Origin of the sequence: Ewingella americana ATCC 33852 (assembly GCF_000735345.1) — a bacterium.
Taxonomy (GTDB): domain Bacteria; phylum Pseudomonadota; class Gammaproteobacteria; order Enterobacterales; family Enterobacteriaceae; genus Ewingella; species Ewingella americana.
Window position 1 is genome coordinate 172091 of sequence record NZ_JMPJ01000053.1, and the last position, 26055, is coordinate 198145.

General features: G+C 52.2%; 26 protein-coding genes, 1 pseudogene and 1 other annotated feature. Of the genes and pseudogenes, 7 read left to right on the forward strand and 20 right to left on the reverse strand.

Translation table 11 applies throughout. The features are described 5' to 3' along the window. From arnA to GEAM_RS10395, 9 genes and pseudogenes are all read right to left on the reverse strand, one after another. Entirely contained in the window at positions 1 to 1983 is a 1983-nt protein-coding gene (arnA, locus tag GEAM_RS10355) for a bifunctional UDP-4-amino-4-deoxy-L-arabinose formyltransferase/UDP-glucuronic acid oxidase ArnA (RefSeq protein ID WP_034791177.1), read from the reverse strand. After that, a complete protein-coding gene (gene arnC / locus GEAM_RS10360; RefSeq protein WP_034791178.1) occupies positions 1983 to 2963 on the reverse strand; it encodes an undecaprenyl-phosphate 4-deoxy-4-formamido-L-arabinose transferase in 981 nt (326 codons plus the stop codon). The genes arnA and arnC overlap by 1 nt, the downstream gene beginning before the upstream one ends. Next, positions 2963 to 4105 carry a UDP-4-amino-4-deoxy-L-arabinose aminotransferase gene (gene arnB, locus GEAM_RS10365; RefSeq protein ID WP_034791180.1) on the reverse strand — a complete coding sequence of 381 codons (1143 nt, stop codon included), beginning with the start codon at positions 4103 to 4105 and terminating at the stop codon, positions 2963 to 2965. The genes arnC and arnB overlap by 1 nt, the downstream gene beginning before the upstream one ends. 360 nt (positions 4106 to 4465) lie before the next feature. Then, complete coding sequence (btuD, locus tag GEAM_RS10370) at positions 4466 to 5233, reverse strand: vitamin B12 ABC transporter ATP-binding protein BtuD (protein WP_034791181.1); 768 nt, start codon at positions 5231 to 5233, stop codon at positions 4466 to 4468. A gap of 19 nt (positions 5234 to 5252) precedes the next feature. After that, on the reverse strand, positions 5253 to 5804 hold the full coding sequence (locus GEAM_RS10375; RefSeq protein ID WP_034791182.1) for a glutathione peroxidase: 552 nt from the start codon (positions 5802 to 5804) through the stop codon (positions 5253 to 5255). A 61-nt stretch (positions 5805 to 5865) separates the two neighbouring features. Next, positions 5866 to 6907: pseudogene (gene btuC / locus GEAM_RS10380) on the reverse strand (vitamin B12 ABC transporter permease BtuC). A 155-nt stretch (positions 6908 to 7062) separates the two neighbouring features. Continuing rightward, positions 7063 to 8535: a pyridoxal phosphate-dependent decarboxylase family protein gene (locus tag GEAM_RS10385; RefSeq protein WP_034791183.1), complete on the reverse strand. Its 1473-nt coding sequence runs from the start codon at positions 8533 to 8535 to the stop codon at positions 7063 to 7065. An 18-nt stretch (positions 8536 to 8553) separates the two neighbouring features. Then, a complete protein-coding gene (locus GEAM_RS10390) occupies positions 8554 to 9936 on the reverse strand; it encodes a diaminobutyrate--2-oxoglutarate transaminase (protein WP_034791184.1) in 1383 nt (460 codons plus the stop codon). Between the two features lie 378 nt (positions 9937 to 10314). Next, complete coding sequence (locus GEAM_RS10395; RefSeq protein ID WP_034791186.1) at positions 10315 to 10686, reverse strand: DUF2502 domain-containing protein; 372 nt, start codon at positions 10684 to 10686, stop codon at positions 10315 to 10317. Between the two features lie 273 nt (positions 10687 to 10959). Here GEAM_RS10395 and GEAM_RS23280 point away from each other — a divergent pair, with 273 nt between their 5' ends. Beyond that, positions 10960 to 11103: a hypothetical protein gene (locus tag GEAM_RS23280; protein WP_167333532.1), complete on the forward strand. Its 144-nt coding sequence runs from the start codon at positions 10960 to 10962 to the stop codon at positions 11101 to 11103. Between the two features lie 308 nt (positions 11104 to 11411). On the opposite strand, the gene ihfA is transcribed toward GEAM_RS23280, so the two are convergent. The 8 genes from ihfA to thrS form a co-directional block, all read right to left on the reverse strand. Further along, positions 11412 to 11708: an integration host factor subunit alpha gene (gene ihfA, locus GEAM_RS10400; RefSeq protein WP_004717732.1), complete on the reverse strand. Its 297-nt coding sequence runs from the start codon at positions 11706 to 11708 to the stop codon at positions 11412 to 11414. 4 nt (positions 11709 to 11712) lie between these two features. After that, a complete protein-coding gene (pheT, locus tag GEAM_RS10405; protein ID WP_034791187.1) occupies positions 11713 to 14100 on the reverse strand; it encodes a phenylalanine--tRNA ligase subunit beta in 2388 nt (795 codons plus the stop codon). Positions 14101 to 14114: 14 nt separating this feature from the next. Further along, a complete protein-coding gene (gene pheS / locus GEAM_RS10410; RefSeq protein WP_034791188.1) occupies positions 14115 to 15098 on the reverse strand; it encodes a phenylalanine--tRNA ligase subunit alpha in 984 nt (327 codons plus the stop codon). Positions 15099 to 15198: 100 nt separating this feature from the next. Further along, positions 15199 to 15323, reverse strand: a sequence feature (Phe leader region). Next, complete coding sequence (gene pheM / locus GEAM_RS23105; RefSeq protein WP_133845469.1) at positions 15274 to 15318, reverse strand: pheST operon leader peptide PheM; 45 nt, start codon at positions 15316 to 15318, stop codon at positions 15274 to 15276. Its footprint overlaps the feature before it by 45 nt. A gap of 109 nt (positions 15324 to 15432) precedes the next feature. Then, positions 15433 to 15789 (reverse strand): 50S ribosomal protein L20, encoded by a 357-nt coding sequence (rplT, locus tag GEAM_RS10415; protein ID WP_034791189.1) that lies wholly within the window; start codon positions 15787 to 15789, stop codon positions 15433 to 15435. 40 nt (positions 15790 to 15829) lie between these two features. Then, on the reverse strand, positions 15830 to 16027 hold the full coding sequence (rpmI, locus tag GEAM_RS10420; RefSeq protein WP_013576135.1) for a 50S ribosomal protein L35: 198 nt from the start codon (positions 16025 to 16027) through the stop codon (positions 15830 to 15832). Between the two features lie 96 nt (positions 16028 to 16123). Further along, complete coding sequence (infC, locus tag GEAM_RS22670) at positions 16124 to 16675, reverse strand: translation initiation factor IF-3 (RefSeq protein WP_013576136.1); 552 nt, start codon at positions 16673 to 16675, stop codon at positions 16124 to 16126. Positions 16676 to 16678: 3 nt separating this feature from the next. Continuing rightward, a complete protein-coding gene (gene thrS, locus GEAM_RS10430; protein WP_034791191.1) occupies positions 16679 to 18607 on the reverse strand; it encodes a threonine--tRNA ligase in 1929 nt (642 codons plus the stop codon). A gap of 287 nt (positions 18608 to 18894) precedes the next feature. On the opposite strand from thrS, the gene GEAM_RS10435 reads away from it, so the two are divergent. Continuing rightward, a complete protein-coding gene (locus GEAM_RS10435; protein ID WP_034791193.1) occupies positions 18895 to 19578 on the forward strand; it encodes a MarC family NAAT transporter in 684 nt (227 codons plus the stop codon). A 31-nt stretch (positions 19579 to 19609) separates the two neighbouring features. Here the strand turns inward: GEAM_RS10435 and GEAM_RS10440 are convergent, their stop codons facing one another. Continuing rightward, entirely contained in the window at positions 19610 to 20242 is a 633-nt protein-coding gene (locus GEAM_RS10440; protein WP_084674100.1) for a transglycosylase SLT domain-containing protein, read from the reverse strand. Positions 20243 to 20555: 313 nt separating this feature from the next. Here GEAM_RS10440 and GEAM_RS10445 point away from each other — a divergent pair, with 313 nt between their 5' ends. After that, a complete protein-coding gene (locus tag GEAM_RS10445) occupies positions 20556 to 21425 on the forward strand; it encodes a fructosamine kinase family protein (protein WP_034791194.1) in 870 nt (289 codons plus the stop codon). Positions 21426 to 21497: 72 nt separating this feature from the next. Here GEAM_RS10445 and GEAM_RS10450 read toward each other — a convergent pair whose 3' ends face one another. Then, entirely contained in the window at positions 21498 to 22046 is a 549-nt protein-coding gene (locus tag GEAM_RS10450; RefSeq protein WP_034791195.1) for a YniB family protein, read from the reverse strand. 191 nt (positions 22047 to 22237) lie between these two features. Between GEAM_RS10450 and hxpB the strand changes: the two genes are divergently transcribed. Then, the gene (gene hxpB / locus GEAM_RS10455; RefSeq protein ID WP_034791196.1) at positions 22238 to 22903 is read left to right on the forward strand and encodes a hexitol phosphatase HxpB; all 666 of its coding nucleotides are present in this window, start codon (positions 22238 to 22240) and stop codon (positions 22901 to 22903) included. A gap of 19 nt (positions 22904 to 22922) precedes the next feature. Here the strand turns inward: hxpB and GEAM_RS10460 are convergent, their stop codons facing one another. Further along, positions 22923 to 23255: a cupin domain-containing protein gene (locus GEAM_RS10460; protein ID WP_034791198.1), complete on the reverse strand. Its 333-nt coding sequence runs from the start codon at positions 23253 to 23255 to the stop codon at positions 22923 to 22925. A 302-nt stretch (positions 23256 to 23557) separates the two neighbouring features. On the opposite strand from GEAM_RS10460, the gene kduI reads away from it, so the two are divergent. The 3 genes from kduI (at position 23558) to GEAM_RS10475 (ending at position 25920) form a co-directional block, all read left to right on the forward strand. Next, positions 23558 to 24394, forward strand: a complete 837-nt coding sequence (gene kduI, locus GEAM_RS10465) for a 5-dehydro-4-deoxy-D-glucuronate isomerase (protein ID WP_034791200.1) — start codon at positions 23558 to 23560, stop codon at positions 24392 to 24394. A 55-nt stretch (positions 24395 to 24449) separates the two neighbouring features. Then, positions 24450 to 25211 (forward strand): 2-dehydro-3-deoxy-D-gluconate 5-dehydrogenase KduD, encoded by a 762-nt coding sequence (gene kduD / locus GEAM_RS10470; protein ID WP_034791201.1) that lies wholly within the window; start codon positions 24450 to 24452, stop codon positions 25209 to 25211. 151 nt (positions 25212 to 25362) lie between these two features. Continuing rightward, positions 25363 to 25920: a metal-dependent hydrolase gene (locus GEAM_RS10475; protein ID WP_034791203.1), complete on the forward strand. Its 558-nt coding sequence runs from the start codon at positions 25363 to 25365 to the stop codon at positions 25918 to 25920. The last annotated feature ends 135 nt before the right edge of the window (positions 25921 to 26055 follow it).

A 26055-nucleotide genomic window follows, 5' to 3' on the forward strand; every position in this document is an offset into this window, starting at 1 on the left:
TTATGCCTGATTGTTGTCTGGATTAACCGAACGCAGGAAGAAATCGAGGGTTTTTTCGACGGTTTTATCCATCGCGATTTCAGGGGTCCAGCCCAGCAGACGCTTGGCATTCTTGATGCTCGGCGTGCGGTGCTCAACGTCCTGATAACCTTTGCCGTAGTAAGTGCTGCTTTCCACGGATTTGAAGCCAGCAAACGGCGGGAACTGGTCGCGCAGTGGGTGAGCTTCAAAGCTACGCAGCAGCATCTCGGCCAACTCGCGAATACTGGCTTCGTTAGTTGGGTTACCGATGTTGATGATTTGGCCGTCGCAGCGATCTTCTTTGTTCTCAACGATGCGGAACAGCGCTTCGATACCGTCAGTGATGTCGGTAAAGGTACGTTTCTGCTCGCCACCGTCAACCAGCTTGATTGGAGAACCTTCAACCAAGTTGAGGATCAGCTGAGTAATGGCGCGTGAGCTGCCGATACGTGCTGCATCCAAGTTGTCCAGACGCGGGCCCATCCAGTTAAACGGACGGAACAGAGTGAAGCGCAGGCCCTCTTTCACGCCGTAAGCCCAGATCACACGGTCCAGCAGCTGCTTAGACACCGAGTAGATCCAGCGCTGTTTGTTGATTGGGCCAACAATCAGGCGAGAAGTGTCTTCGTCGAACTCTTTGTCGTCACACATGCCATACACTTCAGAAGTGGATGGGAAGATGATGCGTTTTTTGTATTTCACGCAATCACGAACGATTTTCAAGTTCTCTTCGAAGTCCAGTTCGAACACGCGCAGTGGGTTACGGGTGTATTCGATTGGGGTTGCGATAGCCACCAGCGGCAAGATCACGTCACATTTCTTGATGTGATACTCGATCCACTCGGAGTGAATGCTGATATCGCCTTCGACGAAGTGGAAGTGCGGGTTGTCCATGAAGCGGCTCACGGCATCAGAGCTGATGTCGAGACCAAAAATTTCATAGTTGTCTTCGCGCAGCAGACGCTCGCTCAGGTGGTTACCGATGAAGCCGTTAACCCCTAAGATCAGCACGCGAGTACGGCGTTTCATCACCGCGGTTGGCAGCGAGCTGAGTTTAACGTCAGGCATGATGCCCAGTTCCAGCGCCAAGCGAGAACCCTGCACGTAAAGACCAGATTCACTCTGGCCGGCCAGAATTTCCAGCGCGCCTGTGCCACACGCCACGACCAGCGGATCGCTGGACAGCACGGTACCCGGCTTTTTGTCGTGAGCGGTGTCTAGCGGGCGTGAACGCCAGATAGTCATTTTGCGCTGGCCGAGGTAAGTGAAAGCACCTGGATAAGGTTCAGTCACGGCGCGGATCAGGTTGTTAATTTCAGTCGCAGATTTGTGCCAGTGGATCTCGCCATCAGCAGCGGTACGGCGGCCGAAGTAGCTCGCTTGAGACTCATCTTGCGGAGTCAGGGTCACGTTGCCCTGCTTGATTTTTGGCAAAACGTCGGTCAACAGCACTTTCGCCGCGTCACGCACTTTCGCGTGCAGCGTCAGCGCGATGTCGTCATTGCTGATTGGCACAGCCAGTTGGCCGACGATGTCACCAGCGTCTGGGCGTTTAACCATCTTGTGCAGAGTTACGCCAGTCTCGGTTTCGCCTTTGAGCAGCGCCCAGTTAACCGGCGCGCGACCACGGTAGCGTGGCAGCAGAGAGCCGTGCAGGTTGAAGCCGCCCAGCGGCGCCAGAGACAGCACTTCTTCGCTGAGCATGTTGCGGTAGTAGAAGGAGAAAATAACGTCCGGCTGCAATTCACGGATACGGTCAACCCACAGCGGGTGATTCACATCTTCCGGCGCATAAACCGGCAGGTTCAAACCCGCGCCCACACGAGCAACGGAAGAGAAAAAGTTATTTTCGTCTGGCGAATCAGTATGAGTAAATACTGCTTGTACGTCATAACCCGCGTCAACTAAGGCCTGAAGCCCAACGCAACCAATATCATGGTAGGCAAATACAATCGCTTTCATTACTCTTCTTCCTGGCTGTTTTCGTCAGAACGCATTCCAACGACTTTTTGAACAAAATAACGGGGACGCGCACGAACATCGTTATAGATTCGCCCGATGTACTCACCGAGTAATCCCATACCCACAAACTGTGCGCCAATAAACATAAATAAGACGGCGAAGAGCGTGAAGACGCCCTCTGCGGCCCAGACTGGACCATGAATCAAACGCATGAGGATCAGGAAGACGGCCAGCACGAATCCGAACAGCGCGATGGCGCTGCCCACAACGCTGAGCATACGCAGCGGCGTGGTGGTCAAACAGGTGATTAGGTCGTACATCAGGTTGATGAGTTTCATCAGGCTGTACTTAGAATCGCCGAATTCGCGTTCTGAGTGCTGCACCGGAATTTCCACCGTTTTGCGCGCAAAGGTATTGGCCAAAATAGGAATAAAGGTGCTGCGCTCGTGGCAGTGCAACATGGCTTCGATGATGTGACGGCGATAAGCACGCAGCATACAGCCGTAGTCACCCATAGATTTGCCGGTCGCGCGCTGAATCATCATGTTGATGAGTTTCGACGCGGACTTGCGGAACCACGAGTCACGGCGGTTAGCACGCACGGTACCCACCACGTCATAACCTTCGTCGGCTTTAGCCACCAGACGCGGGATCTCTTCCGGCGGGTTCTGTAAGTCAGCATCAAGGGTAATAACCAAATCGCCCGATACGTGGTTAAAACCCGCCATGATTGCCGAGTGCTGGCCGTAGTTACGGTTGAGCAGCACGGCTACGATGCAGTTTTCAGGGACTTCAGCCGCTTCGGTTAGCATTTCGGCTGAACGGTCGCTGCTGCCATCATCAATTAAGATAATTTCATATTTTTGAGTCAGTTGGCGGCAAGCTGCTTGCGTACGCGAAAGCAGAGCCGGCAGACTCTCTTCTTCGTTATAGACCGGAATAACTACCGAGACTTTACGGATTGGTTCAAATTGCGCCACTACTGCGTCTCCAGAAGTGAAAAAAGGGCTGCAACAACGCGATCAACATCGCTGTCCTGCATATCAGGGAACAGAGGCAAGCTGCACAGGCGCTCGGTGTTCCATTCAGTATTCGGCAGGCTAAGTTCTGGATAACGCTCGCGATAATACTTTTGGGTATGAGCCGCGCGGAAATGCAGCCCGGTGCCGATACCTTTAGCCTTCAGGCGCTCCATCAACTGGTCGCGGCTAAAGCCCAAACGGTCGGTATCGACGCGGATCATAAACAGGTGCCACGCGTGCAAGTGCGGGTAGTCAGGGGATTTCATTGGGATGAAAGGTGAACCCTGAAGCTTCTCTAAATAGAGATTCGCCAGCTCTGTGCGACGCGCGTTGATTTCAGGCAGACGGCGCAGTTGCACCACGGCAATTGCCGCCTGAATATCAGCAAGATTGTATTTGAAGCCCGGCTCAACCACTTCAGCCTGCGGCTTACGCCCCTGCACTTCGCGGTCAAAGGCATCAACTGCCAGACCGTGGAACTTCAGCGCGCGCACTTTCGCCGCCAGCTCGTCGTCGTCAGTGGCGACTAAACCACCTTCGGCACAGGTCATGTTTTTGATGGCGTGGAAAGAGAAAATGGCCGTGCCCTGAGCGCCAACCCAGCGATCGCGGTAACGCGTGCCTGCGGCGTGCGCGGCATCTTCGACAATGGCGATGCCGTGCTGTTCAGCTAAAGCATAAATAGGGTCGAGATCCAGCGGCGCGCCCGCGTAATGCACGGGGATAATCGCTTTGGTGCGCGGGGTGATTGCCGCAGCAACGTCGTCTGCGTTAATCATCAAGGTATCAGGGTCAACGTCAATCATGACCGGCTCTGCGCCAAGCAGAACAATCATGTTCAGGGTAGAAACCCAGGTTTGAGAAGGCGTGATCACTTCATCGCCGGGGCCAATGCCCAAGGCCATCAGGGTAACGTGCATCCCACCGGTTGCCGATGAGACGGCAATAGCGTGTTTACATCCGAAGGTCGCCGCAAAATCCTGTTCGAGCTGGTTCGCCTGAGGCCCGGTGGTAATCCAACCTGAGCGCAGAACCTGACTCACAGCCTCAATTTCTTCCTCACCGATTGACGGGCGAGAGAAAGGCAAAAAATTTTCCATGACACTATCCCAAGAGGTAATAACTCAGTTCAGACTCTAAAGCGGTTTGATTTAACAATAATTAAACGCCGAGCCGAAATAATCAGACACATTGCCAGCCTAAGCTTAATTTAACCTTAAGGGGCGTCAAGTTATCTGTAAAGAAAATAGGATAAGTGTGAATTAACCTATATTTTCACTAGTAAATAGGTCTGTAATTTCAATCTGATAGCGAAAAAGATGGCTTTTTTTGGAAATTAAATACGATATTTCTTAAGTCTTAGTGGGGAAAATTATTGTTAGCCCGCGAGCTATTATTGAACGGCAATAATATTGTAAACAAGCATTACTTAAATAATGAATTTGTCATATTAAGCTGAATTAATGCGCAATGATTCCCGGTGCGGCACTCAGCCAGCGCTGATTTTCTAGGTTATGCATCTGAAAATTCACGCCAAATATGCCAGAAAGCGCCTCGGGTTGCATAATATTTATACAATCACCTGCCGCCAGCACCTGCCCGGCTTTCATTAGCCAGACAATGCCCGCGTGGTGCAGGGTATGGTTGAGGTCATGGTCGCTCATAATGGCAATTCTGCCACTGGCGCAATAGTGGTCGATCAGGCCATCCAGAGCCTGCTGTTGAGCTACATCGAGGCTGTTCATCGGCTCATCCAGCAGCAAAAGTTGGCTTTGCGGATTGAGCGTCGGCCAGACTTGCAACAACGTCGCGGCCAGCCTGACGCGCTGCCACTCGCCGCCAGAAAGGCGCGTCACCGGGCGATGGAGCTTATCCTCCAAATGCAGTTCGCGGGTTAAATGCGCGACGGTGCTTGCGACCAATGCAGCTTCGGCCATGGCGGGCTGATGCAGCGACAAATACTGGAACACCGGCATCATGGATATCGGCGCGGACTGCTGGCACAGATACCCTCTCCGTCTGGCCAGTTGCGGCCCGGAAAGGGTATCCAATGATTGCCCCGCAAGGCTGACGCCCCCTGCTCCCTGAAGCAAACCCGCCATGCGGGCCAATAAGCTGCTCTTCCCCGCGCCGTTCGGCCCGACAATATGGACGCGGCTGCCCGCCTCCACTTGGGTGGAAAAAGCCCGCAGCCGCTCGGCTACGCTCAGGTTATTGCATTCCAGCATCAGCGTTTCGGCCCCTAAATTACTTGGTTAATGCTTGTTTAACTGCACTAACCAACTGGGCATCTTCCGGGGTCATGTCTGGCGCGAAACGCTGGATCACGTCACCATCGCGGCTCACCAGGAATTTTTCGAAGTTCCACAGAATGTTGCCCGGCTGCGCGGGAGCACGGCCTTTGCTGGTCATGCGCGCCAAGAACTCGCTGCCTTCTGGCTCGAGCGCTTTTGGCTGAGCGGAGATCAGCGCCTTGTAAAGCGGGTGACGGTTCTCACCATTTACTTCCAGCTTGCTGAACATGGGGAATTTCACGCCAAACTGGGTGGTACAGAAGCTGTGGATCTCTTCTTCGGTGCCCGGCTCTTGTGCGCCAAACTCATTGCACGGGAAGCCTAAGACTTCAAAACCTTGGCCGTGGAACTCTTCATACAGCTTTTCCAAACCGTCATATTGCTTGGTCAGGCCGCATTCGGACGCCACGTTAACCACCAGCAGCACGGAGCCTTTAAACTCGCCCAGCGTGGTTTTTTCGCCATTAATTTTTTTCAGTTCAACGTCAAAAATTGCATTACTCATGATTATTTCCCGTTGTGATTTGCAGGTTTAGTGACTCGTTTTTCTTCAAAATCTATTCGATTTAGGCGGACTTAAGCAGCAGCCAGATAAACAACGGCGCGCCCAAGGTCGCCGTGACGACGCCAATCGGCAATTCGGTCGAATAAAGCGCGATGCGCGCCAGCACGTCGGCGAGCAGCAGCACGCTGCCCCCGGCCAACGCGCAGGCGGGTAATAAATGTCTTTGATTGGTGATGCCGCACAGCCGCAATATATGAGGGATAACCAAGCCAACAAAGCCGATCACCCCGGCCAGCGCCACGCTCAGCCCGACAACCCAGCCGACAGCGAGCACCAGCAGGTTACGCCACAGGGCGACGGGCAGGCCCAACTGCCTGCGCCTGCGCCAAGCCGAGTGAAAGCAGATTCAGCGATTTCCCTTGCACTATCATCCAGATCAGGGGCGGCAGCAGCATCAACCCCAGCCAGTATTGCCGCCAGTCTACCCCGCCGAAGCCGCCCATCATCCAGTACATGAGCTGGCGTAAATCGAGGTTACTGCTGAAGTAAACCGCCCACGTCATCACCGCGCTGCACACGATGCCAATGGCAATGCCGACCAGCAGCAGGCGAGCATTGGCTAACAGCCGTTTGCTGGCGAAATAGAGCAAAATGAAAGTAGTGATCAGCGCCCCGGCGATGGCGGCAAGGCTTAAAATCCATACCGGCGTGAGGCCGTTGCCCAGCATCACGCACAGCACCAGCGCCACGCCCGCGCCATTGGCGACGCCCAGCAATCCCGGCTCAGCCAATGGGTTTTCAAACAGTGCCTGCATCACGGCTCCGGCCACGGCCAGCGCGCTTCCGACCAAAATCACCGCCAGCGCGCGAGGCATACGCAACTGCCAAACAAACAGCTGGTTTTGAGCTTCAAACCATTGAGTCGGCCACAGCCACTGCTCACCGGCACACAGGCTGAAGACAAACACCAGCAGCAGAAATCCCCCAAGCCCCCCTAGCCGCGCATAGGCATGGCGACGCTGCTGGGACTCAAGCTGGCTGAAGGTGGGATTAGGGTTTAGCAATGAGGCATTATCCTGAGGCGATGTATGGCATTCGGCCATCAATAAGTGAAAGCTATCCTACCGATATTAGTCGCTTAGCTCTATAGCCGCCTGCTCGATAGCCGCTGCTTTTTGTTTAGACGAAAAATCCAATAAAAAAGCCGATAACACAATCATGTTATCGGCTTAATGGCAGTTCGCACGAGATGGGCGAATTAGGCGTTCAGTAACTTCTGACCCGTGCTGTCAACCAGCGCCAGCAGCACCTGAATGTCTTCCAGCGTCACCGTTGGGTTCAGCAGAGTCAGTTTCAGGCAGGTTACGCCGTTAGACTCAGTCACGCCCACGTTGGCGCGGCCGGAATCTAATAGGGCATCACCGATGCGTTGGTTAAGCAGTGCAACCGCTTGGTCACTCGCACCAGCCAACTGCTCTGGACGGTAACGGAACAGCACGCTCGCCAGCTGCGGCTTCATCACCAACTCAAGGGATGACTGCTCGGTCACGTACTGAGCCACTTCTTGAGCCAGCGTCACGCCGTGGTCGATGATTTCAGCGTATTGCTTCTGGCCCAAGGCTTCCAGACCCATCCACAGTTTCAACGCGTCGAAGCGACGGGTGGTCTGCAAGGATTTGGACACCAGATTCGGCACGCCCTGCGCTTCGTCAAATTCTGAGTTCAGGTAAGCCGCCTGATAGCGCATCAGCTCGTAATGGCGAGCTTCTTTCAGCAAGAACGCGCCACAGCTGATGGTCTGGAAGAACTGCTTGTGGAAGTCCAGAGTAATGGAGTCCACCAGCTCAATGCCGTCCAGATAGTCGCGATACTTCTCGGACAGCAACAGCGCGCCGCCCCAAGCTGCATCGACGTGAACCCAAATCTGCTGCTCGGCAGCCAGCTCGGCAATGGCACGCAGCGGGTCGATAGCGCCAGCGTCAGTGGTACCTGCGGTCGCCACGATAGCCAGAACCTGCTCGCCGTTGGCTTTCGCCTGCGCCAGCTTCTCGCGCAGATCGTTGAGATCCATGCGCGCAAATTCATCGGTTTTCACTAAGGTCACGGACTGGTAGCCCAGACCCAGCAGCGCCATGTTCTTCTGCACGGAGAAATGGGCATTCTCGGAGCAGAAGACTTTAATTTTACGCAGGTTGCCGACTAAGCCATCCTGCTGGATGGAGTGGCCCTGACGAGCGAAGAAAGCGTCACGCGCCAGCATCAGGCCCATCAGGTTACTTTGGGTGCCGCCGCTGGTGAAGACACCGGCGTCGCCAGCCTGATAACCCACTTGGGTACGCAGCCATTCAATCAGCTTCATCTCAATGATGGTGGCTGACGGGCTTTGGTCCCAAGAGTCCATGCTCTGGTTGGTGGCGTTAATCAACACTTCCGCAGCTTGGCTAACCACCAGACTTGGACAATGCAAATGCGCCACGCACTGTGGGTGATGCACGGACAGGCTGTCTTTTAAGAAGTATTCAATCGCACGTTCAATCGCTGCCTGATTGCCAAGGCCTTCAGGGTTGAAATCAAGCGTGATGCGCTCACGCAGTTCAGCGACGGTTTTGCCCTGATACATTTCTGGCTGCTGTAGCCACTGCACCACGGCCGCGCTGCTCTGCGCGATAGCCTGCTGGTAAGCCTCGGTGCTCTGCATCGAGGACGCCAGAATCGGGTTTAACTTGGACATTGTGTTCAACTGCTCCATTTAGACAGGCTTGATGCCAGCGGCTAACAAGGCCTGTTCAAATTTATCCAAGAATACGCCCAGCTCTTCGTTAGTGATCAACAGAGAAGGCAACAGGCGCAGAACGCAACCGTTACGGCCGCCGCGTTCCAGAATCAAGCCTGCTTCGAAGCATTTTTTCTGCAGCAATGCGGACAACTGACCGTCAGCCGGATAGCAACCCATGTGGTCCTGAGGTTCGTTTGGCTTAACAATCTCGATACCCATCATCAAGCCCAGACCGCGGACATGACCAATCACCGGGTAGCGTTTTTGCATTTCGGCCAATCTTTCTTTCAGCCATTCGCCCTGCGCAGCCACTTTGTCAGCCACTTTCTGGTCTTTGAGGATCTTCAGCGTGGTCAGGCCGGTAGCCATCGCCAGCTGGTTGCCACGGAAAGTCCCGGTATGGTGGCCCGGTTCCCACGCGTCAAACTGCTTCTTGATACCCAGAACGGCTAATGGCAGACCGCCGCCGACGGCTTTCGACATCACGATGATGTCTGGCTCAATGCCTGCGTGTTCGAAGGCGAAGAACTTGCCGGTACGGGCAAAGCCAGCCTGAACTTCGTCGAGGATCAGCAGAATGCCGTGCTCTTGAGTCACTTTACGAATGCGCTGCAACCACTCAACCGGAGCCGGGTTAACCCCGCCCTCGCCTTGAACAGCTTCCAGAATGACCGCCGCAGGTTTGCGCACGCCACTCTCAACGTCATTGATCAGATTTTCAAAGTAGTAAGTTAATGCTTTTACGCCAGCATCGCCGCCGATACCCAGTGGGCAGCGGTACAGGTGCGGGTAAGGCATAAACTGAACTTCTGGCATCATGCCGTTAACCGCTTCTTTCGGAGACAGGTTACCCGTCACCGCCAGCGCACCGTGGGTCATCCCATGGTAGCCACCAGAGAAACTGATCACGCCACTGCGGCCAGTGTGTTTCTTCGCTAACTTCAGCGCAGCTTCAACCGCATCGGCACCCGATGGGCCAGTGAACTGCAGGCAGTACTCTTTACCCTGTCCCGGTAACAGCGACAGCAGGTATTCAGAGAACTGATCTTTCAACGGAGTTGTCAGATCAAGAGTATGTAACGGCAAGCCGCTGGTAATGACATTTTGTATGCTTTGCAACACATCCGGATGGTTATGTCCTAAGGCTAGCGTTCCCGCGCCAGCAAGGCAGTCAAGATATTGATTATTCTCAACATCGGTGATCCAAACCCCTAGGGCTTTCGCAATTGCGAACGGCAATTTGCGTGGATAGCTCCTAACATTCGATTCAAATTCAGCTTGTCTCGCTAAATAGGCTTCATTGTTTCCGTTTAATGAATTCGCACCAAAAGTATCAATACGGACTTTATCCGTCATCATATCTCTCCTACAACTGGGGGTTATCGCTAACGCCAAAGTTGAATAAATGAATAAATAATTAATCACAGTGTGTAAAACGCGGCCAATATATGGCTTTTTAGCCCTAGGCTCAATAATTTATTTTGTTAAGGTTTGTTTATAATTTTTCTTATACGAATCAATAAATTGGCCGTTAATTGACCACGTTAAATCTGATAGAGCCGTGATGCGTAATCCGAACGGCTATAAAAATGCCTTTCAATCAGCTAGATGGCGACCTTAAAGGGTTTATAACTCAGGGATTAAAACCGGGTTTTGCGGGGTAAAAACGGGGGAAATACGCACAAAAAAGCATCTTTTGTAGCCGGTACGACGTACCGGCTAACTGATTAGAGATTAACCGCGTGGTCCCTGTGGCGGAATGGGCTGCCGATTATCTTCGTGCCAGCCGTCTGGATGCGGCCTACCCTGATCGTGAGGCTGGCCGTGTTGATAGTGCACCGGTCTTGGCGGCGGTGGCGGAGCGGGCTGCCAGCGGTCACCGCGCCAGTACATGCCTCGGCTGTTGCGTTCGCCCACATAGTGTCCTTGATGCGCATGCCACCACTGCGGCGCTCGCCAGTCATAGCCGTCCCAGTAGTACCCACGATGGTCCTGATCGCCAATGTGCAGCGTCACCCCCGGCGTGTTGATGTCTACCACCACGTTGGCCTGCGCAACCACGGGTAAGGCCAGTACACAGCATAAGAGTAAGAATGATTTATTCATGGTATCCGCCTTATTAGTTTGCGTCGTGCTCAAGGCAAAACTTATAACAAGGGGAATTAAATAGGCTATCGGATAACGGGAGTTTTGCGGTTAACTTTCTTCTTGCTTACTCAATTAAAACAAATGTATCTCAGGGGAAATAAATAATTAAATTGGCCAAGAATAACTCGACAAATATTATAGTAGCCTTAACAGATCTTAACGCTAGCCTGACAACAATCTGACGGCCATCTATTTATACTGAGAGCGTCTCTTCAGATAAAGGATATTTCCATGCGTAGATTATTAGCTTTCGTTGGCGTTGCTCTGGTGGTCATGAGCCTGAGCGGCTGCATCTTCCCCGGCCCTTACGACCACGGCGGCTACCATGGTGGTTATCATCGCGGTTACTACGGCCATCCTTACTACTGGCATTAATTTATTCGGTTATTGCTCACTGGCATGAGCAAGAAACGCATCAATTATTTCTTCATCAAGGGACTTCGGTCCCTTTTTGTTTATTTAACTTTTCACTTATTCAAATCAGCAAAAGTTTTTAAATAAAAACTCGCGGCCGATGAAATTAATCTATCAGACTATTCCTGAAGCCTAAAGTCTCTTAACGCTATTTTTTCGAACTCTATTGAAAATCTTTAAAAAGGATATTTAGGAAAAAGACGAATCTGGCTTTGAAGCGCGAAAGCATAAAAAAAAGGCCGCTTTCGCGACCTTTTTGACCAACTCACTTACTCTTTTGGAGTGGCATTCTCAACCCGGCTTTTCAACTTCTGTCCCGGACGGAAAGTCACCACACGGCGCGCCGTGATTGGGATATCTTCGCCGGTTTTCGGGTTACGTCCCGGACGTTGGTTTTTGTCACGCAGATCAAAATTGCCAAAACCAGACAATTTAACTTGTTCGCCATTCTCCAAAGCGCGACGCACTTCTTCGAAAAACAGTTCGACCAGGTCTTTGGCATCCCGTTTGCTAAGCCCAAGCTTCTCAAACAGGTGTTCTGACATTTCAGCTTTAGTAAGCGCCATAGGTTCAATCCCTCAAGGATGCTTGGAATCGCTGTTTTAGAGCCTCTACGCATTTTGCAACGGTAGCGGCGATCTCCTCTTCTTCCAGTGTACGAGCGGTATCCTGCAATACCAGACTGATGGCCAAACTTTTATAGCCTTCAGTCACGCCCTTCCCACGGTACACGTCAAATAAGTTTACGCCAACTACCTGATTTGCGCCAACTTTCTTACACTCTGCCAAAATATCGTCTGCGGCAACGTTTTCAGCCACTACAACGGCGATGTCGCGACGGTTAGCTGGGAAGCGGGAAACCTCCTTCGCATCAGGCAGAATGCGGTCTGCGACCTTATTCCACAGCATTTCGAACACTACTGTGCGACCGTTCAAGTCCAGCTTACGTTCCAGCTCTGGGTGTACTACACCAATGAAACCAATACGTTCGCCGCGTAAATAAATTGCTGCGCTCTGCCCCGGATGCAGTGCTGGGTTCACTTCAGCCTTGAACTGAACATCATCCAATTTGCCGGTAAGCTCAAGAATCGCCTCAAGATCGCCCTTCAAATCGTAGTAGTCAACTGCCTGACGCGCCAGATCCCAATGCTCTTCATTTTTGTTACCTGCGATCACGCCAGACAGCATGACGTCCTGACGGATACCCAAATCAGCTTGAGTATCAGGAACAAAGCGCAGGCCGCTTTCGAAAATACGCACGCGGTTCTGCTGGCGATTCTGGTTATAAACCACTGAAGTCAGCAAGCCAGTCCACAGAGAAAGGCGCATAGCTGACATTTCTACTGAGATTGGGCTTGGCAGAATCAGGGCTTCTTCGCCCGGATGCAGCAAATTCTGAATTTTCGGGTCAACGAAGCTGTAGGTGATAGCTTCCTGGAAGCCGCGGTCCACCAGCAGGTTTTTCACGCGCTTCAGGGACAAATCGGCTTCGCGATGTTTAGTCATTTCCAGATTAGCCTTAACCGGCACATCAGGAATGTTGTTGTAGCCATAGACGCGGGCCACTTCTTCGACCAAATCTTCTTCGATTTGCATATCGAAACGCCAGCTTGGCGCGACCGCCGTCCAGCTTGCGCCGTGATGTTCAACTTTGCAGCCAAGGCGGGTCAGAATGTCGGTAACCTGTGCATCTTCAACGTGATGACCAATCAGGCGATCCAGTTTTTCACGACGCAACTCAATGGTAGCGGCTTTTGGCAAGTCTTTTTCAGAGGTGACATCGATAACCGGACCAGCCTGACCGCCACAAATCTCCAGCAGCAGCGCAGTGGCGCGAGCCATGGCTTTGAATTGCAGCTGTGGGTCAACGCCACGCTCGTAGCGATGGGATGCATCAGTATGCAGGCCCTGACGGCGCGCGCGGCCGGTGATAGACAGCGGGTTGAAGAAGGCGCTTTCCAGCAGGACGTCCTGCGTCTCTTCATTCACACCTGAGTGCTCACCGCCGAAAATGCCGCCCATGGCTAAGGCTTTCTCGTGGTCAGCGATCACCAGCGTGTCGTCATTCAGCTTGGCTTTGGTGCCATCAAGCAGGGTCAGCGCTTCATCTTTCTTCGCCAGACGCACAACGATGCCGCCCTGAATGCGATTTAAGTCGAAGGCGTGCATTGGCTGGCCGAGTTCCAGCAGCACGTAGTTGGTGATATCAACCACGGGGTCAATGGAACGAATGCCGCAACGACGCAGCTTTTCACGCATCCACAGTGGCGTAGCGGCTTTAACGTTAATGCCTTTGACTACGCGGCCAAGATAACGCGGGCAGGCTTCGGTCGCCTGAACCTCAATAGGCAGAACGTCGCTGATGGTCGCCGCAACAGGCGACATATCCGGCTCGTTCAATGCCAGTTGGTTAATCACCGCCACGTCGCGAGCCACGCCGATGATACCTAGGCAATCAGCGCGGTTTGGAGTCACGCTGATTTCAATGGTGGTGTCATCCAGTTTCAAGAATTCACGGATGTCAGTACCGATCGGCGCGTCCAGCGGCAGCTCAATGATACCGTCGTGATCGTCGGTAATACCCAGCTCGGAGAAGGAGCACAGCATGCCTTCTGAAGGCTCACCGCGCAGTTTCGCAGCCTTGATTTTGAAGTCGCCCGGCAATACCGCGCCGACGGTGGCTACTGCCACTTTCAGGCCCTGACGGCAGTTCGGTGCGCCACAAACGATGTCCAGCAGGCGATCGCCGCCGACGTTGACTTTTGTCACGCGCAGTTTGTCGGCGTTCGGGTGCTGGCCGCACTCAACCACTTCACCTACGACAACGCCGTTAAAGGCACCGGCGACAGGCTCCACGCCGTCGACTTCTAGCCCGGCCATGGTGATCTGGTCGGATAATGCTTCGCTGCTGATGGCTGGGTTTACCCATTCACGCAACCAAAGTTCGCTGAATTTCATGTGATATTCCCGCCTTACTTAAACTGTTTGAGGAAACGCAGATCGTTTTCGAAGAAAGCGCGCAAATCGGTTACGCCATAACGCAGCATAGTCAGACGCTCCATGCCCATACCGAATGCGAAGCCTGAGTAGACTTCTGGATCGATACCTACGTTGCGCAGCACGTTGGGATGCACCATCCCGCAGCCCAGCACTTCCAGCCATTTGCCGTTTTTGCCCATCACGTCAACTTCAGCGGAAGGCTCGGTGAATGGGAAGTAAGACGGGCGGAAACGAATCTGCAAATCAGCTTCAAAGAAGTTATTCAGGAAGTCGTGCAGCGTCCCTTTCAGGTTGCTGAAGCTAATGTCTTTATCAACGATCAGCCCTTCCATCTGGTGGAACATCGGGGTGTGAGTCTGGTCGTAGTCGTTACGGTACACGCGGCCCGGCGCAATGATGCGGATCGGTGGCTGCTGGCCTTTCATGGTACGGATCTGTACGCCTGACGTTTGGGTGCGCAGCAGACGGGTCGCGTCGAACCAGAAGGTGTCGTGGTCGGCACGCGCCGGGTGGTGGCCTGGAATATTCAGGGCGTCGAAGTTGTGATAGTCATCTTCGATTTCAGGGCCGGTAGCGACAGAAAAACCTAACTCACCGAAGAAGGTTTCGATGCGGTCAATGGTGCGGGTCACCGGGTGTAAACCGCCATTTTCGATACGACGACCCGGCAGTGAAACGTCAATGGTTTCTTCTGCCAGACGGGCGTTCATTGCCGCTGATTCCAGCTCATTCTTGCGCGCGTTGAGCGCTTCCTGAACTTCTTGCTTCGCCTGGTTAATGACGGCACCTGCGGCTGGACGTTCTTCAGCAGGTAATTCGCTCAGCGTTTTCATCTGGAGCGTAAAATGGCCCTTCTTACCCAAGTATTCGACACGCACTGTTTCTAATGCGGCAATATCCTGAGCACTCTCTACGGCGGCCTTGGCACTGGCGACCAGTTCTGCGAGATGTGGCATTGCTTTCCTCTTCTTCTGGCTTATATGGCCGGATGTGAAATAACCGGTAATTTATCAGGGGCGCGCGTTAAGCCCTGAACTTTAGTAAATAAAGAACAGATACAAAAAAGCCTCCACGAGGGAGGCTTAGGCGCTACTTTTCGTTTCTTCTCTTACGCGCGAAAGCCTTCCTGAATCAGGCGCTAAAGTAAAAAAAGAAACGGAAAATAGCAGTGTTCATGCTTGCGTTACCTTGTTGATGCTCAGTTTGCTGGCGTTAATGTCACACAGTGAGATGACAACTTGACTGATTATAAACAAAAAAGAGGGAGCAAGCTCCCTCTTTTTAGCTGACTTACGCCAGAGCTGCTTTCGCTTTTTCTACCAGTGCGCTGAACGCGAACTTATCGAAAACTGCGATATCAGCCAAAATCTTACGGTCAATTTCAATAGAAGCTTTTTTCAAGCCGTTAATGAATTTGCTGTAAGACATGTCGTTCTGACGAGCTGCTGCGTTGATACGCGCGATCCACAGCTGACGGAACTGACGTTTCTTTTGACGACGGTCACGGTAAGCGTATTGACCAGCTTTGATAACAGCCTGGAATGCAACACGATATACGCGCGAACGGGCACCGTAGTAACCTTTCGCCTGCTTTAAAATTTTCTTGTGACGTGCACGTGCAATCACACCACGTTTTACGCGAGCCATATGCTCTCCTGAGTATTATTCTTGATTAAAAAAAGTGTATTTATGCGTACGGCAGACATGCAGAGACCAGACCCAAATCGTTCTTGGATACCAGGCCTTTTGGACGCAAGTGACGTTTACGCTTAGTAGCTTTTTTGGTCAGAATATGACGCAGGTTAGCGTGCTTACGCTTAAAACCACCATTAGCGGTTTTTTTGAAGCGTTTAGCGGCGCCACGTACTGTTTTGATCTTTGGCATTTTAAATTCCACTTCGCATTGTTAATTACATGAATCAGAAAGGCGAACTAAACCCACGCAGCGCAAGCACTGCGCGGGGAAAGTTACTTGGAAGCCTTACTGTTTCTTCTTAGGTGCGAGCACCATGATCATCTGACGGCCTTCGATCTTCGTAGGGAAGGATTCGACAACGGCCAATTCAGAATCTTCACACAGGTCTTTACGGACGCGGTTAAGCACTTCCATACCGATCTGTTGGTGCGCCATCTCACGCCCACGGAACCGCAGGGTGATTTTGGCTTTATCGCCATCTTCCAGAAAGCGAATCAGGTTGCGTAGTTTGACCTGATAGTCGCCATCATCGGTACCAGGTCGGAATTTGATTTCCTTAACCTGAATAACTTTTTGCTTCTTCTTCTGCTCTTTGGTCGACTTGCTCTTCTCGTAGAGGAATTTGCCGTAATCCATGATTCGACAAACTGGCGGTTCGGCATTCGGACTGATTTCTACTAAATCGACGCCCGCTTCCTCAGCTTTTTCAAGAGCTTCATTCAGACTGACAATACCAATCTGCTCGCCATCGACGCCGGTGAGGCGAACTTCTTGCGCGCGAATCTCTTTGTTAATGCGATTAGGACGCGCCGGTTGAACTCGTTTTCCGCCTTTAATACTTTATTCCTCCAGTTGATGAAGACTTCTGCTGCGGATCTCCGCCAGCAGTTTGTCAACGACTTCGCTAACGTCCATGCTTCCCAAGTCTTTTCCGCGGCGGGTACGAACGGCAACTTTGCCTGCTTCGACCTCTTTATCGCCACAAACTAACATATAAGGGACACGGCGTAGCGTGTGCTCGCGGATTTTAAAGCCAATCTTCTCATTTCTCAAGTCGGCTTTAACGCGAATGCCTGCATCTTGCAGTTTTTTAGTTAATTCTTCGACATAGGCAGCTTGTGTATCGGTAATATTCATTACCACTACCTGAACCGGAGCAATCCACGTTGGGAAGAAACCTGCGTACTCTTCGGTAAGGATACCGATGAAGCGTTCCATAGAGCCCAGAATTGCGCGGTGAATCATTACTGGCACTTGACGGTCGTTGCTTTCGCCAATATAAGACGCGTTCAAGCGGCTCGGTAATGAAAAGTCGAGTTGCACGGTACCACACTGCCACGCACGATCCAAACAATCATGCAAGGTGAATTCAATTTTCGGGCCATAAAACGCGCCTTCGCCCGGCTGATATTCGAATTCAATCTTGTTTTCAGTCAGTGCCGCAGCCAAGTCATCCTCGGCTTTAGTCCACATTTCGTCAGTACCGATGCGCTTCTCAGGACGGGTAGAAAGTTTCACCACAATCTTTTCAAAGCCAAAGGTGCTGTACATGTCGTAAACCATGCGAATACAGCTGTTTACTTCGTCACGGACCTGCTCTTCTGTACAGAAGATGTGGGCGTCGTCCTGAGTAAAGCCACGAACGCGCATCAGGCCGTGCAATGCGCCAGACGGCTCATTACGGTGACAGCTACCGAACTCCGCCATACGCAATGGCAGGTCGCGGTAAGACTTCAAACCTTGGTTGAAGATCTGCACGTGCCCCGGGCAGTTCATCGGTTTGATGCAGTATTCACGGTTCTCGGAAGAGGTAGTGAACATCGCGTCTTTGTAGTTATCCCAGTGACCTGTTTTTTCCCACAGCACGCGGTCCATCATGAACGGACCTTTCACTTCCTGATAGTCGTAAGACTTCAGTTTCATGCGCACGAAGGCTTCCAGCTCGCGGAAGATAGTCCAGCCGTCGTTGTGCCAGAACACCATGCCCGGTGCTTCTTCCTGCATGTGATACAGGTCGAGCTGCTTACCGATTTTACGGTGGTCGCGTTTGCTCGCTTCTTCCAAACGTTGCAGATAAGCATTTAACTGCTTCTTCTCAGCCCACGCGGTGCCGTAGATACGTTGCAGCATTTTGTTTTTGCTGTCGCCACGCCAGTAAGCACCGGAGGTTTTCTGCAATTTGAAGTGATGGCAGAAACGCATGTTTGGCACGTGCGGACCGCGGCACATGTCGACGTATTCTTCGTGGTGGTACAAGCCCGGCTGGTCATCATGACTGATGTTCTCATCCAGAATTGCCACTTTGTATTGCTCGCCACGGCTTGCAAAGGTATCGCGCGCTTCCTGCCAGCTGACTTTCTTTTTAATTACGTCGTAATTCTTTTCAGCCAACTCGTGCATACGCTTTTCAAGCAGATCGAGGTCTTCCTGAGTCAGCGTGCGATCGATATCAACATCGTAGTAAAAACCGTTGTCGATAACTGGACCGATAGCCATTTTGGTGTTCGGCCACAATTGTTTAATTGCGTGACCCAACAAGTGCGCACAGGAGTGACGCAGGATTTCCAAACCGGCTTCATCTTTAGTCGTGATGATCGCTAACTGGGCGTCCTGAGTGATTAAATCCGTCGCATCAACCAATTCGCCATTTACACGACCAGCGATACAGGCTTTCGCCAGACCTGGACCGATATCAAGGGCGACATCAAGAGGAGAAACGGGGGAATCAAACGAACGCTGACTTCCGTCAGGAAGAGTAATAACTGGCATGTTAATTCCTTATCTACAGTGGTGCCCCACACGACAGAGCACATATAGAAAATATTTGGGTTTAAATTCATTTAGTTAGTTACGCTATTCAGCTCTACTTTGCCGAATACATGCACCCGTGAGGCCCTGATTTCATTGCCTCAAGATGCGACGTAAAAAACGCCAGCCAGTGTAACATCCGTAAAGCGCAGTTTTCCAGCAACCTTGGTTGCTTAATGGTGCTATTTTTCGTGTAATTCTCTGCAAGGCACTTATCTTGAAAGGACATTGAAAATGGAAGGAAGAACATGACCGAAATTGCCCAATTATTTAAAGCCGTCGGACTGGGGTTAGTGATTTTGCTGCCGCTGGCGAACCCGCTGACCACCGTCGCGCTGCTGCTCGGCCTGTCGGGCAATATGACCACCCAGGAGCGCAACCAGCAGTCGCTGATGGCCTCGGTGTACGTGTTCGCCATTATGACCGTGGCGTTCTATGCAGGTCAGTTGGTGATGAATACCTTCGGGATTTCCATTCCGGGTCTGCGTATCGCTGGCGGTCTGATTGTCGCCTTTATCGGTTTCCGCATGCTGTTCCCTCAGCCACACGCTGCGGAGAAGACCATGGTGGAGCACAAAACCGAGGAGATGAAGAAGCAGGATTCGCCGAATATCGCCTTCGTGCCTCTCGCTATGCCAAGCACCGCCGGGCCGGGGACCATCGCGATGATCATCAGCAGTGCGTCGGCCATCAAAGACGGCGTGGATTTCCCAGAGTGGGTCATTGCCGTCGCGCCAGTACTGACCTTCTTTATTATTGGCCTGATCCTCTGGCTCTGTTTAAGAAGCTCAGGGGCGATTATGCGTCTGGTGGGGAAAAGCGGGATTGAAGCGATTTCGCGTCTGATGGGGTTCTTGCTGGTCTGTATGGGCGTTCAGTTTGGTATTAACGGCATTCTGGAGATTATTTCACACTACCCGCCAGCAGCCTGATTGCGCTGCTGACGGGTAGAATGAACAGTGCTTATCTCATGGCCAGATAAGCATTGTTCACTTTCCACAGGTAACGAGGGGCCTGCGGAGCCGGGTGTTTTTGCTGCACGTGTTCGTAGAACTGCTGTGGTGTCATCTGATTAATTTTTGCTACAGCGTAGGTTCTGTCGCTGGAGAAGGTTCTCAGTAGTGCCCCTGCACCGTTTACATAAGCCACTGTTGTTGCATAACGGCGCGTTTGTGGGTCACTGATACCCGCCAACTGCTGCTGCAACATGCTTAGGTAAGCTGTACCTAAATCGATATTCACCGCTGGGTCTTTCAATTCATGGGTACTCGGTTGCCCGTAGCGCCCTTTCATCCGGTAAGCATCCCGCCCCGCCGTGGATGCTTTTAACTGCATCAGGCCAATCGCGTTAGACTTACTGACCACGGTCGGATTGAAACCTGACTCGACCTGAATAATCGCCTTAACCAATGTTTCATCAACACCATAGGTATTTGCTGCTTGGTGTATCACGCTGCCGTAAGGTCCTTGGTGCATCATGGACGTATCCGGTAATGCGGCCGGCGGATTCAGAAAGTGAGTCCGTTGTACCGGCGTTTCTTTAGCGCAACCCGCTAATAAAAGCGCGGCCATCAAATAAAGAATGTTTGGTTTCACGTTATGCCTCTCGCGACTTTGACGAAAGCCAGCATATACATCTTCTTCGCACACCTGAATATATTTTTAGTCTATGCTGAATAATGTTCTGTTAAACAAAGGTATTAGGAAAGTGTCGATAAGATAATTCTGCTTATATATGCACTATTACTGTCTCTTATTCCTAATTTCATATTCTCTTTGTGACAAACAGATGAAGCAGATCACGCGTATTTACTTCACAACCTGATTTTGCTGTGCACCAGATCGGGTTTTTCAAGTGAGAAAGACGCTAACTTAATGAATTATCAGGCCAGTCAGAAGGGGTGATTCCATGTGGCAAGCCGTTAATCGTTTGTTAAGTGAACATCTTGGTAGCGCCGAAATCCGTGAGCGGGTTGAGCTTCCCGGAGGAGAAATCCACCCGGCGTGGCGACTCAGTTATGGGGATAGGGATATCTTCGTGAAGTGTAATTCACGCGAGATGCTGCCCATTTTTGCCGCCGAGGCTGACCAACTCGCCCTGCTCGCTCGCAGTAAAACGGTGAAAGTGCCTGAAGTGTATGGCGTTGGCAGCGACCGTGATTACAGCTTCCTCTTACTTGAATATCTCCCCCTTAAACCTCTGGATCAGCACAATGCCTACTTGCTAGGCCAGCAGCTGTCGGCTCTGCATCAGTGGAGCGAGCAGCTACAGTTCGGGCTGGATTTTGATAACGAGCTGGCAACACTGCCCCAGCCTAATAGCTGGCAGAAGCGTTGGCCGAGCTTCTTTGCCGAGCAGAGGATTGGCTGGCAGCTCCAGTTAGCCGCCGAGAAAGGCATGGTGTTTGGCAATATTGAAGACATCACGGATAAGGTGCTGGCCCGGCTGCATAACCACCAGCCGCAGCCCTCTTTGCTGCACGGCGACCTGTGGCCGCACAACTGCGCTTTATCCGAGAACGGCCCGGTTATTTTCGACCCGGCTTGCTACTGGGGAGATCGCGAATGCGATTTCGCCATGCTGCCTTTATATCCCAATGTCCCAAGCTATATTTATGATGGATATCAAAGTCGTACTCCCCTTCCCGATGATTTCGTCCTGCGCCAGCCGATCTACCAATTATATTATCTGCTCAATCGCAGTAATCTTTTTGGCGGCCAACATCTGGTAGTGGCGCAGCGGGCAATTGAACGCTTGATGCAAAGCGACTGGGCATAATAAAAGAGCCTGAATCTATTAAAGATTCAGGCTCAATGTTCGCCGCTTAATAATGATTTAGCAAAGCGTTTATCAGGCCAGTAAACCTAATAATTTAAGAATGAAATAGGCAATCACCGCCAGAATAATGGGCAGGATATACAGCGGGAAATATTGCACAAAAATAGTGTGTCGCGGTAAGACGATACGCTCTTCGATTTGCTGCTTGGTGCGCCCTTCGCCCTCTTTCGCCTGCTCCAAAATCAACTGATCCTGAATGCCTTCGCGGATGTGCTTAACCTGACGCGACATGCGCGCGCCGGAAGCCTGCAACGCCAACCCGACAAAGATAAGCCAGTAGATAATAAAGAACACGATGTTGGCGGAGGTCACGCCCTGCCCGAGCACCGGAACCGGCGAGTTGTACCAAAACATATTTAAAAACGAGGTATTGAAACGCACCATATCCACCATGACGTGAACGAAGTCCAGCATCACCGCGTTGATACCCTGCTGGGCTTTACTGTGCTCATAGACAAAGTTCAGCAATGAAATGATGGTCGACAGCAATGCGGGGATGAAAACTACCCAACCCAAGATCCGCTTTAATACGGCAACGCGCCCGGCCTGTTGATACGTCATGAATTCCCCTTGTGAAGACGTCTCAGATATCGACTAAGTCTACCCGCAGATTAGGAATGTCGCCCACTGTTTTAATGGCTTAGACACAAAGTCAGACAATATTTTCGCGTTACTCGCTCCGTTCATCCGGCTTCTGCCCTGAGCCAACGAGTGATAGAGTGGCGAAAACCTCAACCATGGAGAGAAAAACAATGGCGTACTCGCGTCCGATTGCTGCGGCAATTTTTGATATGGATGGTCTGCTGATCGACTCTGAGCCCCTGTGGACACAGGCCGAGCTGGATGTTTTTGGCGATTTGGGATTAGACCTTTCGCAGCGCCATCTGCTGCCTGACACGCTGGGCCTGCGCATCGATCAGGTGGTGCGGATGTGGTATCAGGCCATGCCTTGGCAAGGCCCGACGCAGGAAGAAGTAACCCAGCGCGTGATTGCTCGCGCCATCGAACTGGTGGAACAGACTCGGCCGCTGCTGCCCGGCGTCACCCACGCGTTAGAGCTGTGCCGTGCGCAAGGGCTGAAGATAGGCCTGGCTTCGGCTTCTCCGCTGCACATGCTGGATAAAGTGCTGGAGATGTTTAACCTCACCGGCTACTTCCAGATCCGCGCCTCCGCCGAGCACCTGCCTTACAGCAAGCCGCACCCAGAGGTCTATATTCAGGCTGCGGGCCAGTTGCAGGTTGACCCGCTGAACTGCGTCACGCTGGAAGACTCCTTTAATGGCATGATTGCCACCAAGGCCGCCCGCATGCGCTCTATCGTGGTGCCGGACCATGCATTTAGCGAAGACCCGCGCTGGGCCTTGGCTGACGTCAAACTCTCTTCTCTTGAGCTGCTGCGGGCCGAGCATATTCGCTAAGCGCTTCGTCATCACAGCTTTATAAGAAGTCCGCGCGCTTGGGTGAAAAGGTGTCAATCAGCACACTGCCTTGCTCAAGCGCCACCACGCCGTGCATCTCGTGCTTCACCGCCCGGTAAGCATCCCCCACGCCCAAGATTTTCTTCTCGCCTTCTATCTCCACTTCAAAGCTGCCTGCCGCCACATAAGCAATCTGGTCATGAATATCATGCTTATGCGCCACGCCAATCGCTCCTTTATCGAAGTGCACCGCGACCATCATCAGGTCATCGCTCCAGGTCATGATTTTGCGTTTTACGCCGTGCCCAAGCTCTTCCCATGGGGTTTCTTCATCTATAAAGAACGTTTTCATCGCAGCTCCTGTCGGTATGAGTTAAGGGGGAAAGCGAGCCTTGGCGGCTCAAAGCTGAAAATCATTCTACTCGGCCTTAGCGCCCGCCAGAGGATCAGTTTCGTAAATCTTGACCTCCCTCATAAAATAAATAAAACATCATTTCATTTTTATTGAATTCATATGCCAATGACTTTATGCTGCAAATACCAAGGACGAGCCGGCGGTTTGATCTTTGCGGTGATGTCACTGCCACGCGTCACCTCAGTCAGCGCCGACAACTCCTTCCTTCATTGCACTTACCACGCACGAGAGGCACCGACATGCAAGTCCGTCAAAGCATCCATAGCGACCACGCCAAACAGCTCGACACTGCGGGATTACGTCGCGAATTTCTGATTGAGAAAATCTTCGAAAAAAACAACTACACCATGACGTACAGCCATATCGACCGCATTATCGTCGGCGGCGTGATGCCGATTGATGCCAAGGTGTCGGTGGGTGACGAAGTCGGCAAGCAGCTTGGTGTGAGCTATTTCCTTGAGCGCCGCGAACTAGGCGTGATTAACATTGGCGGCCCGGGTCTGATTGTGGTCGATGGCACCACTTATGAGATTGGTAACGAAGAAGCCCTGTATGTCGGCAAAGGGGCGCGAAACGTTGAGTTCAGCAGCCTCGACCCGGCCAAGCCTGCCAAGTTCTACTACAACAGCGCCCCGGCCCACACCACCTTCCCTAACAAGAAAATCACGCTGGCCGAAGCCTCGCCGCAGACCATCGGCGACCCAGCCACCAGCAACCGTCGCACCATCAATAAGTTTATTGTTCCTGACGTGCTGGAAACCTGCCAACTGACCATGGGCCTGACCAAGCTTGAGCAAGGCAGCCTGTGGAACACCATGCCGTGCCACACCCACGAGCGCCGGATGGAAGTCTATTTCTACTTTGATATGGACGAAGAAACCTCCGTATTCCACATGATGGGCCAGCCGCAAGAGACGCGCCATCTGCTGGTACACAATGAACAGGCCGTGATCTCCCCGAGCTGGTCGATTCACTCCGGGGTGGGCACCAAGCGCTACACCTTTATTTGGGGCATGGTGGGCGAGAATCAGGTGTTTGACGATATGGACCACGTGAAGGTCAGCGAACTGCGCTAATCGGCCAGCAGAGTTATCTTTCGGCCCGAGCGCCGTTGTTAAAAGAGAAAAGACTATGATCCTTAATGCATTTGATTTGGCAGGAAAAGTCGCGCTAGTGACCGGCTGCAACACCGGCCTTGGGCAAGGTATGGCGATTGGCTTGGCGCAGGCGGGCTGTGACATTGTTGGCGTTAACCTCAGTTCACCCAATGAAACAGCGGAAAAAGTCACCGCGCTGGGTCGCCGTTTTCTCGATCTTCGCGCCGATTTGGGCAGTATCGAAGGCATTCCACAGCTGATTGAGAAGGCCGTTGGCGAGTTTGGGCATCTGGATATTCTGGTTAACAATGCCGGGATCATTCGCCGCGAAGACGCCATCGAGTTCAGCGAGAAGAACTGGGATGACGTGATGAACGTCAACAGCAAGACGCTGTTCTTTATGTCTCAGGCCGTGGCGCGCCAGTTCATCAAGCAGGGGCACGGCGGCAAAATCATCAATATCGCCTCCATGCTCTCCTATCAGGGCGGCATTCGCGTGCCTTCTTATACTGCGTCAAAAAGCGCGGTGATGGGCATCACTCGCCTGATGGCCAATGAGTGGGCCAAGCACGGCATTAATGTCAATGCGATTGCGCCGGGCTACATGGCGACCAATAACACCGAGCAGCTGCGCGCCGACGAAGGCCGCAGTAAAGAGATTCTGGAGCGTATTCCGGCGGGCCGCTGGGGCGTGCCTGAAGACGTGATGGGGCCAGTGGTGTTCTTGGCCTCAAAAGCCTCAGACTATGTGAATGGTTACACCGTGGCGGTTGATGGCGGCTGGCTGGCGCGTTAAGCTGTAAAATCAGTCGAAAAAAGACGTCTAAAATGGCGTCTTTTTTATTATATTTCAAATAGTTGACAATTCGTTACAGGGTAACTCTTCCCTGATTGTGACAGTTTCACTTATACTGGATAAAATAACAGTTATTAAGTTCGGAAGCGTCATGACGGCGGAAGGCCATCTCATATTTTCAATCGCCTGTGCGGTATTCGCCAAAAAAGCACAGCTCTCTCCTGAGCTGGCGCACGGGGACTGGTGGCATATTATCCCAGCCTCGCTGCTGACGTCACTGCTGCCCGACATTGATCACCCAAAATCGCTGATCGGCCAACGGCTTAAGTGGGTCTCCGCGCCCATTGCCCGAGTCTTTGGGCATCGGGGCTTCACCCACAGCCTGTTGGCAGTGGTCGGCGGCATCTTCCTGATGCGCACCCACTTCCCCCATGATTGGGTGATTCCGATCGACGCTTTCCACGCGATGATTATCGGCTATCTCAGCCATATATTGGCCGACATGCTGACCCCTGCAGGGGTGCCTCTGCTGTGGCCCTGCCGCTGGCGTTTTCGCCTGCCGCTGATCAATAGTCAGAAAGGCAACCAGTTGGAGCGCACATTATGCTTACTCTTGGTGGGCTTCACCCTGTTCTGGCCCAACTGGACGCCCATTATTGGTGCAATCAAACCGGAGTCATTTAGCAAATTATTGAACCTGATCACCTAAAATCGCGCATAAAATAACCTAAAAAGGCATATTTAGTGCCTTTTTAGCTCGGAAAGTTATAAAGCATTCTTTTTGGATATAAATACCCCTCCTTATGAACTGTTATTCTATGCCCCAACGCTATGGGATGGTGCA

What these genes read in the sequence shown, in the direction of transcription:
- arnA (WP_034791177.1), bottom strand. Translation starts at nt 1,983, where the DNA reads ATGAAAGCGATTGTATTTGCCTACCATGATATTGGTTGCGTTGGGCTT.
- arnB (WP_034791180.1), bottom strand. Translation starts at nt 4,105, where the DNA reads ATGGAAAATTTTTTGCCTTTCTCTCGCCCGTCAATCGGTGAGGAAGAA.
- btuD (WP_034791181.1), bottom strand. Translation starts at nt 5,233, where the DNA reads ATGCTGGAATGCAATAACCTGAGCGTAGCCGAGCGGCTGCGGGCTTTT.
- GEAM_RS10375 (WP_034791182.1), bottom strand. Translation starts at nt 5,804, where the DNA reads ATGAGTAATGCAATTTTTGACGTTGAACTGAAAAAAATTAATGGCGAA.
- GEAM_RS10385 (WP_034791183.1), bottom strand. Translation starts at nt 8,535, where the DNA reads ATGTCCAAGTTAAACCCGATTCTGGCGTCCTCGATGCAGAGCACCGAG.
- GEAM_RS10390 (WP_034791184.1), bottom strand. Translation starts at nt 9,936, where the DNA reads ATGACGGATAAAGTCCGTATTGATACTTTTGGTGCGAATTCATTAAAC.
- GEAM_RS10395 (WP_034791186.1), bottom strand. Translation starts at nt 10,686, where the DNA reads ATGAATAAATCATTCTTACTCTTATGCTGTGTACTGGCCTTACCCGTG.
- GEAM_RS23280 (WP_167333532.1), top strand. Translation starts at nt 10,960, where the DNA reads ATGCGTAGATTATTAGCTTTCGTTGGCGTTGCTCTGGTGGTCATGAGC.
- ihfA (WP_004717732.1), bottom strand. Translation starts at nt 11,708, where the DNA reads ATGGCGCTTACTAAAGCTGAAATGTCAGAACACCTGTTTGAGAAGCTT.
- pheT (WP_034791187.1), bottom strand. Translation starts at nt 14,100, where the DNA reads ATGAAATTCAGCGAACTTTGGTTGCGTGAATGGGTAAACCCAGCCATC.
- pheS (WP_034791188.1), bottom strand. Translation starts at nt 15,098, where the DNA reads ATGCCACATCTCGCAGAACTGGTCGCCAGTGCCAAGGCCGCCGTAGAG.
- rplT (WP_034791189.1), bottom strand. Translation starts at nt 15,789, where the DNA reads ATGGCTCGCGTAAAACGTGGTGTGATTGCACGTGCACGTCACAAGAAA.
- rpmI (WP_013576135.1), bottom strand. Translation starts at nt 16,027, where the DNA reads ATGCCAAAGATCAAAACAGTACGTGGCGCCGCTAAACGCTTCAAAAAA.
- thrS (WP_034791191.1), bottom strand. Translation starts at nt 18,607, where the DNA reads ATGCCAGTTATTACTCTTCCTGACGGAAGTCAGCGTTCGTTTGATTCC.
- GEAM_RS10435 (WP_034791193.1), top strand. Translation starts at nt 18,895, where the DNA reads ATGACCGAAATTGCCCAATTATTTAAAGCCGTCGGACTGGGGTTAGTG.
- GEAM_RS10445 (WP_034791194.1), top strand. Translation starts at nt 20,556, where the DNA reads ATGTGGCAAGCCGTTAATCGTTTGTTAAGTGAACATCTTGGTAGCGCC.
- GEAM_RS10450 (WP_034791195.1), bottom strand. Translation starts at nt 22,046, where the DNA reads ATGACGTATCAACAGGCCGGGCGCGTTGCCGTATTAAAGCGGATCTTG.
- hxpB (WP_034791196.1), top strand. Translation starts at nt 22,238, where the DNA reads ATGGCGTACTCGCGTCCGATTGCTGCGGCAATTTTTGATATGGATGGT.
- GEAM_RS10460 (WP_034791198.1), bottom strand. Translation starts at nt 23,255, where the DNA reads ATGAAAACGTTCTTTATAGATGAAGAAACCCCATGGGAAGAGCTTGGG.
- kduI (WP_034791200.1), top strand. Translation starts at nt 23,558, where the DNA reads ATGCAAGTCCGTCAAAGCATCCATAGCGACCACGCCAAACAGCTCGAC.
- kduD (WP_034791201.1), top strand. Translation starts at nt 24,450, where the DNA reads ATGATCCTTAATGCATTTGATTTGGCAGGAAAAGTCGCGCTAGTGACC.
- GEAM_RS10475 (WP_034791203.1), top strand. Translation starts at nt 25,363, where the DNA reads ATGACGGCGGAAGGCCATCTCATATTTTCAATCGCCTGTGCGGTATTC.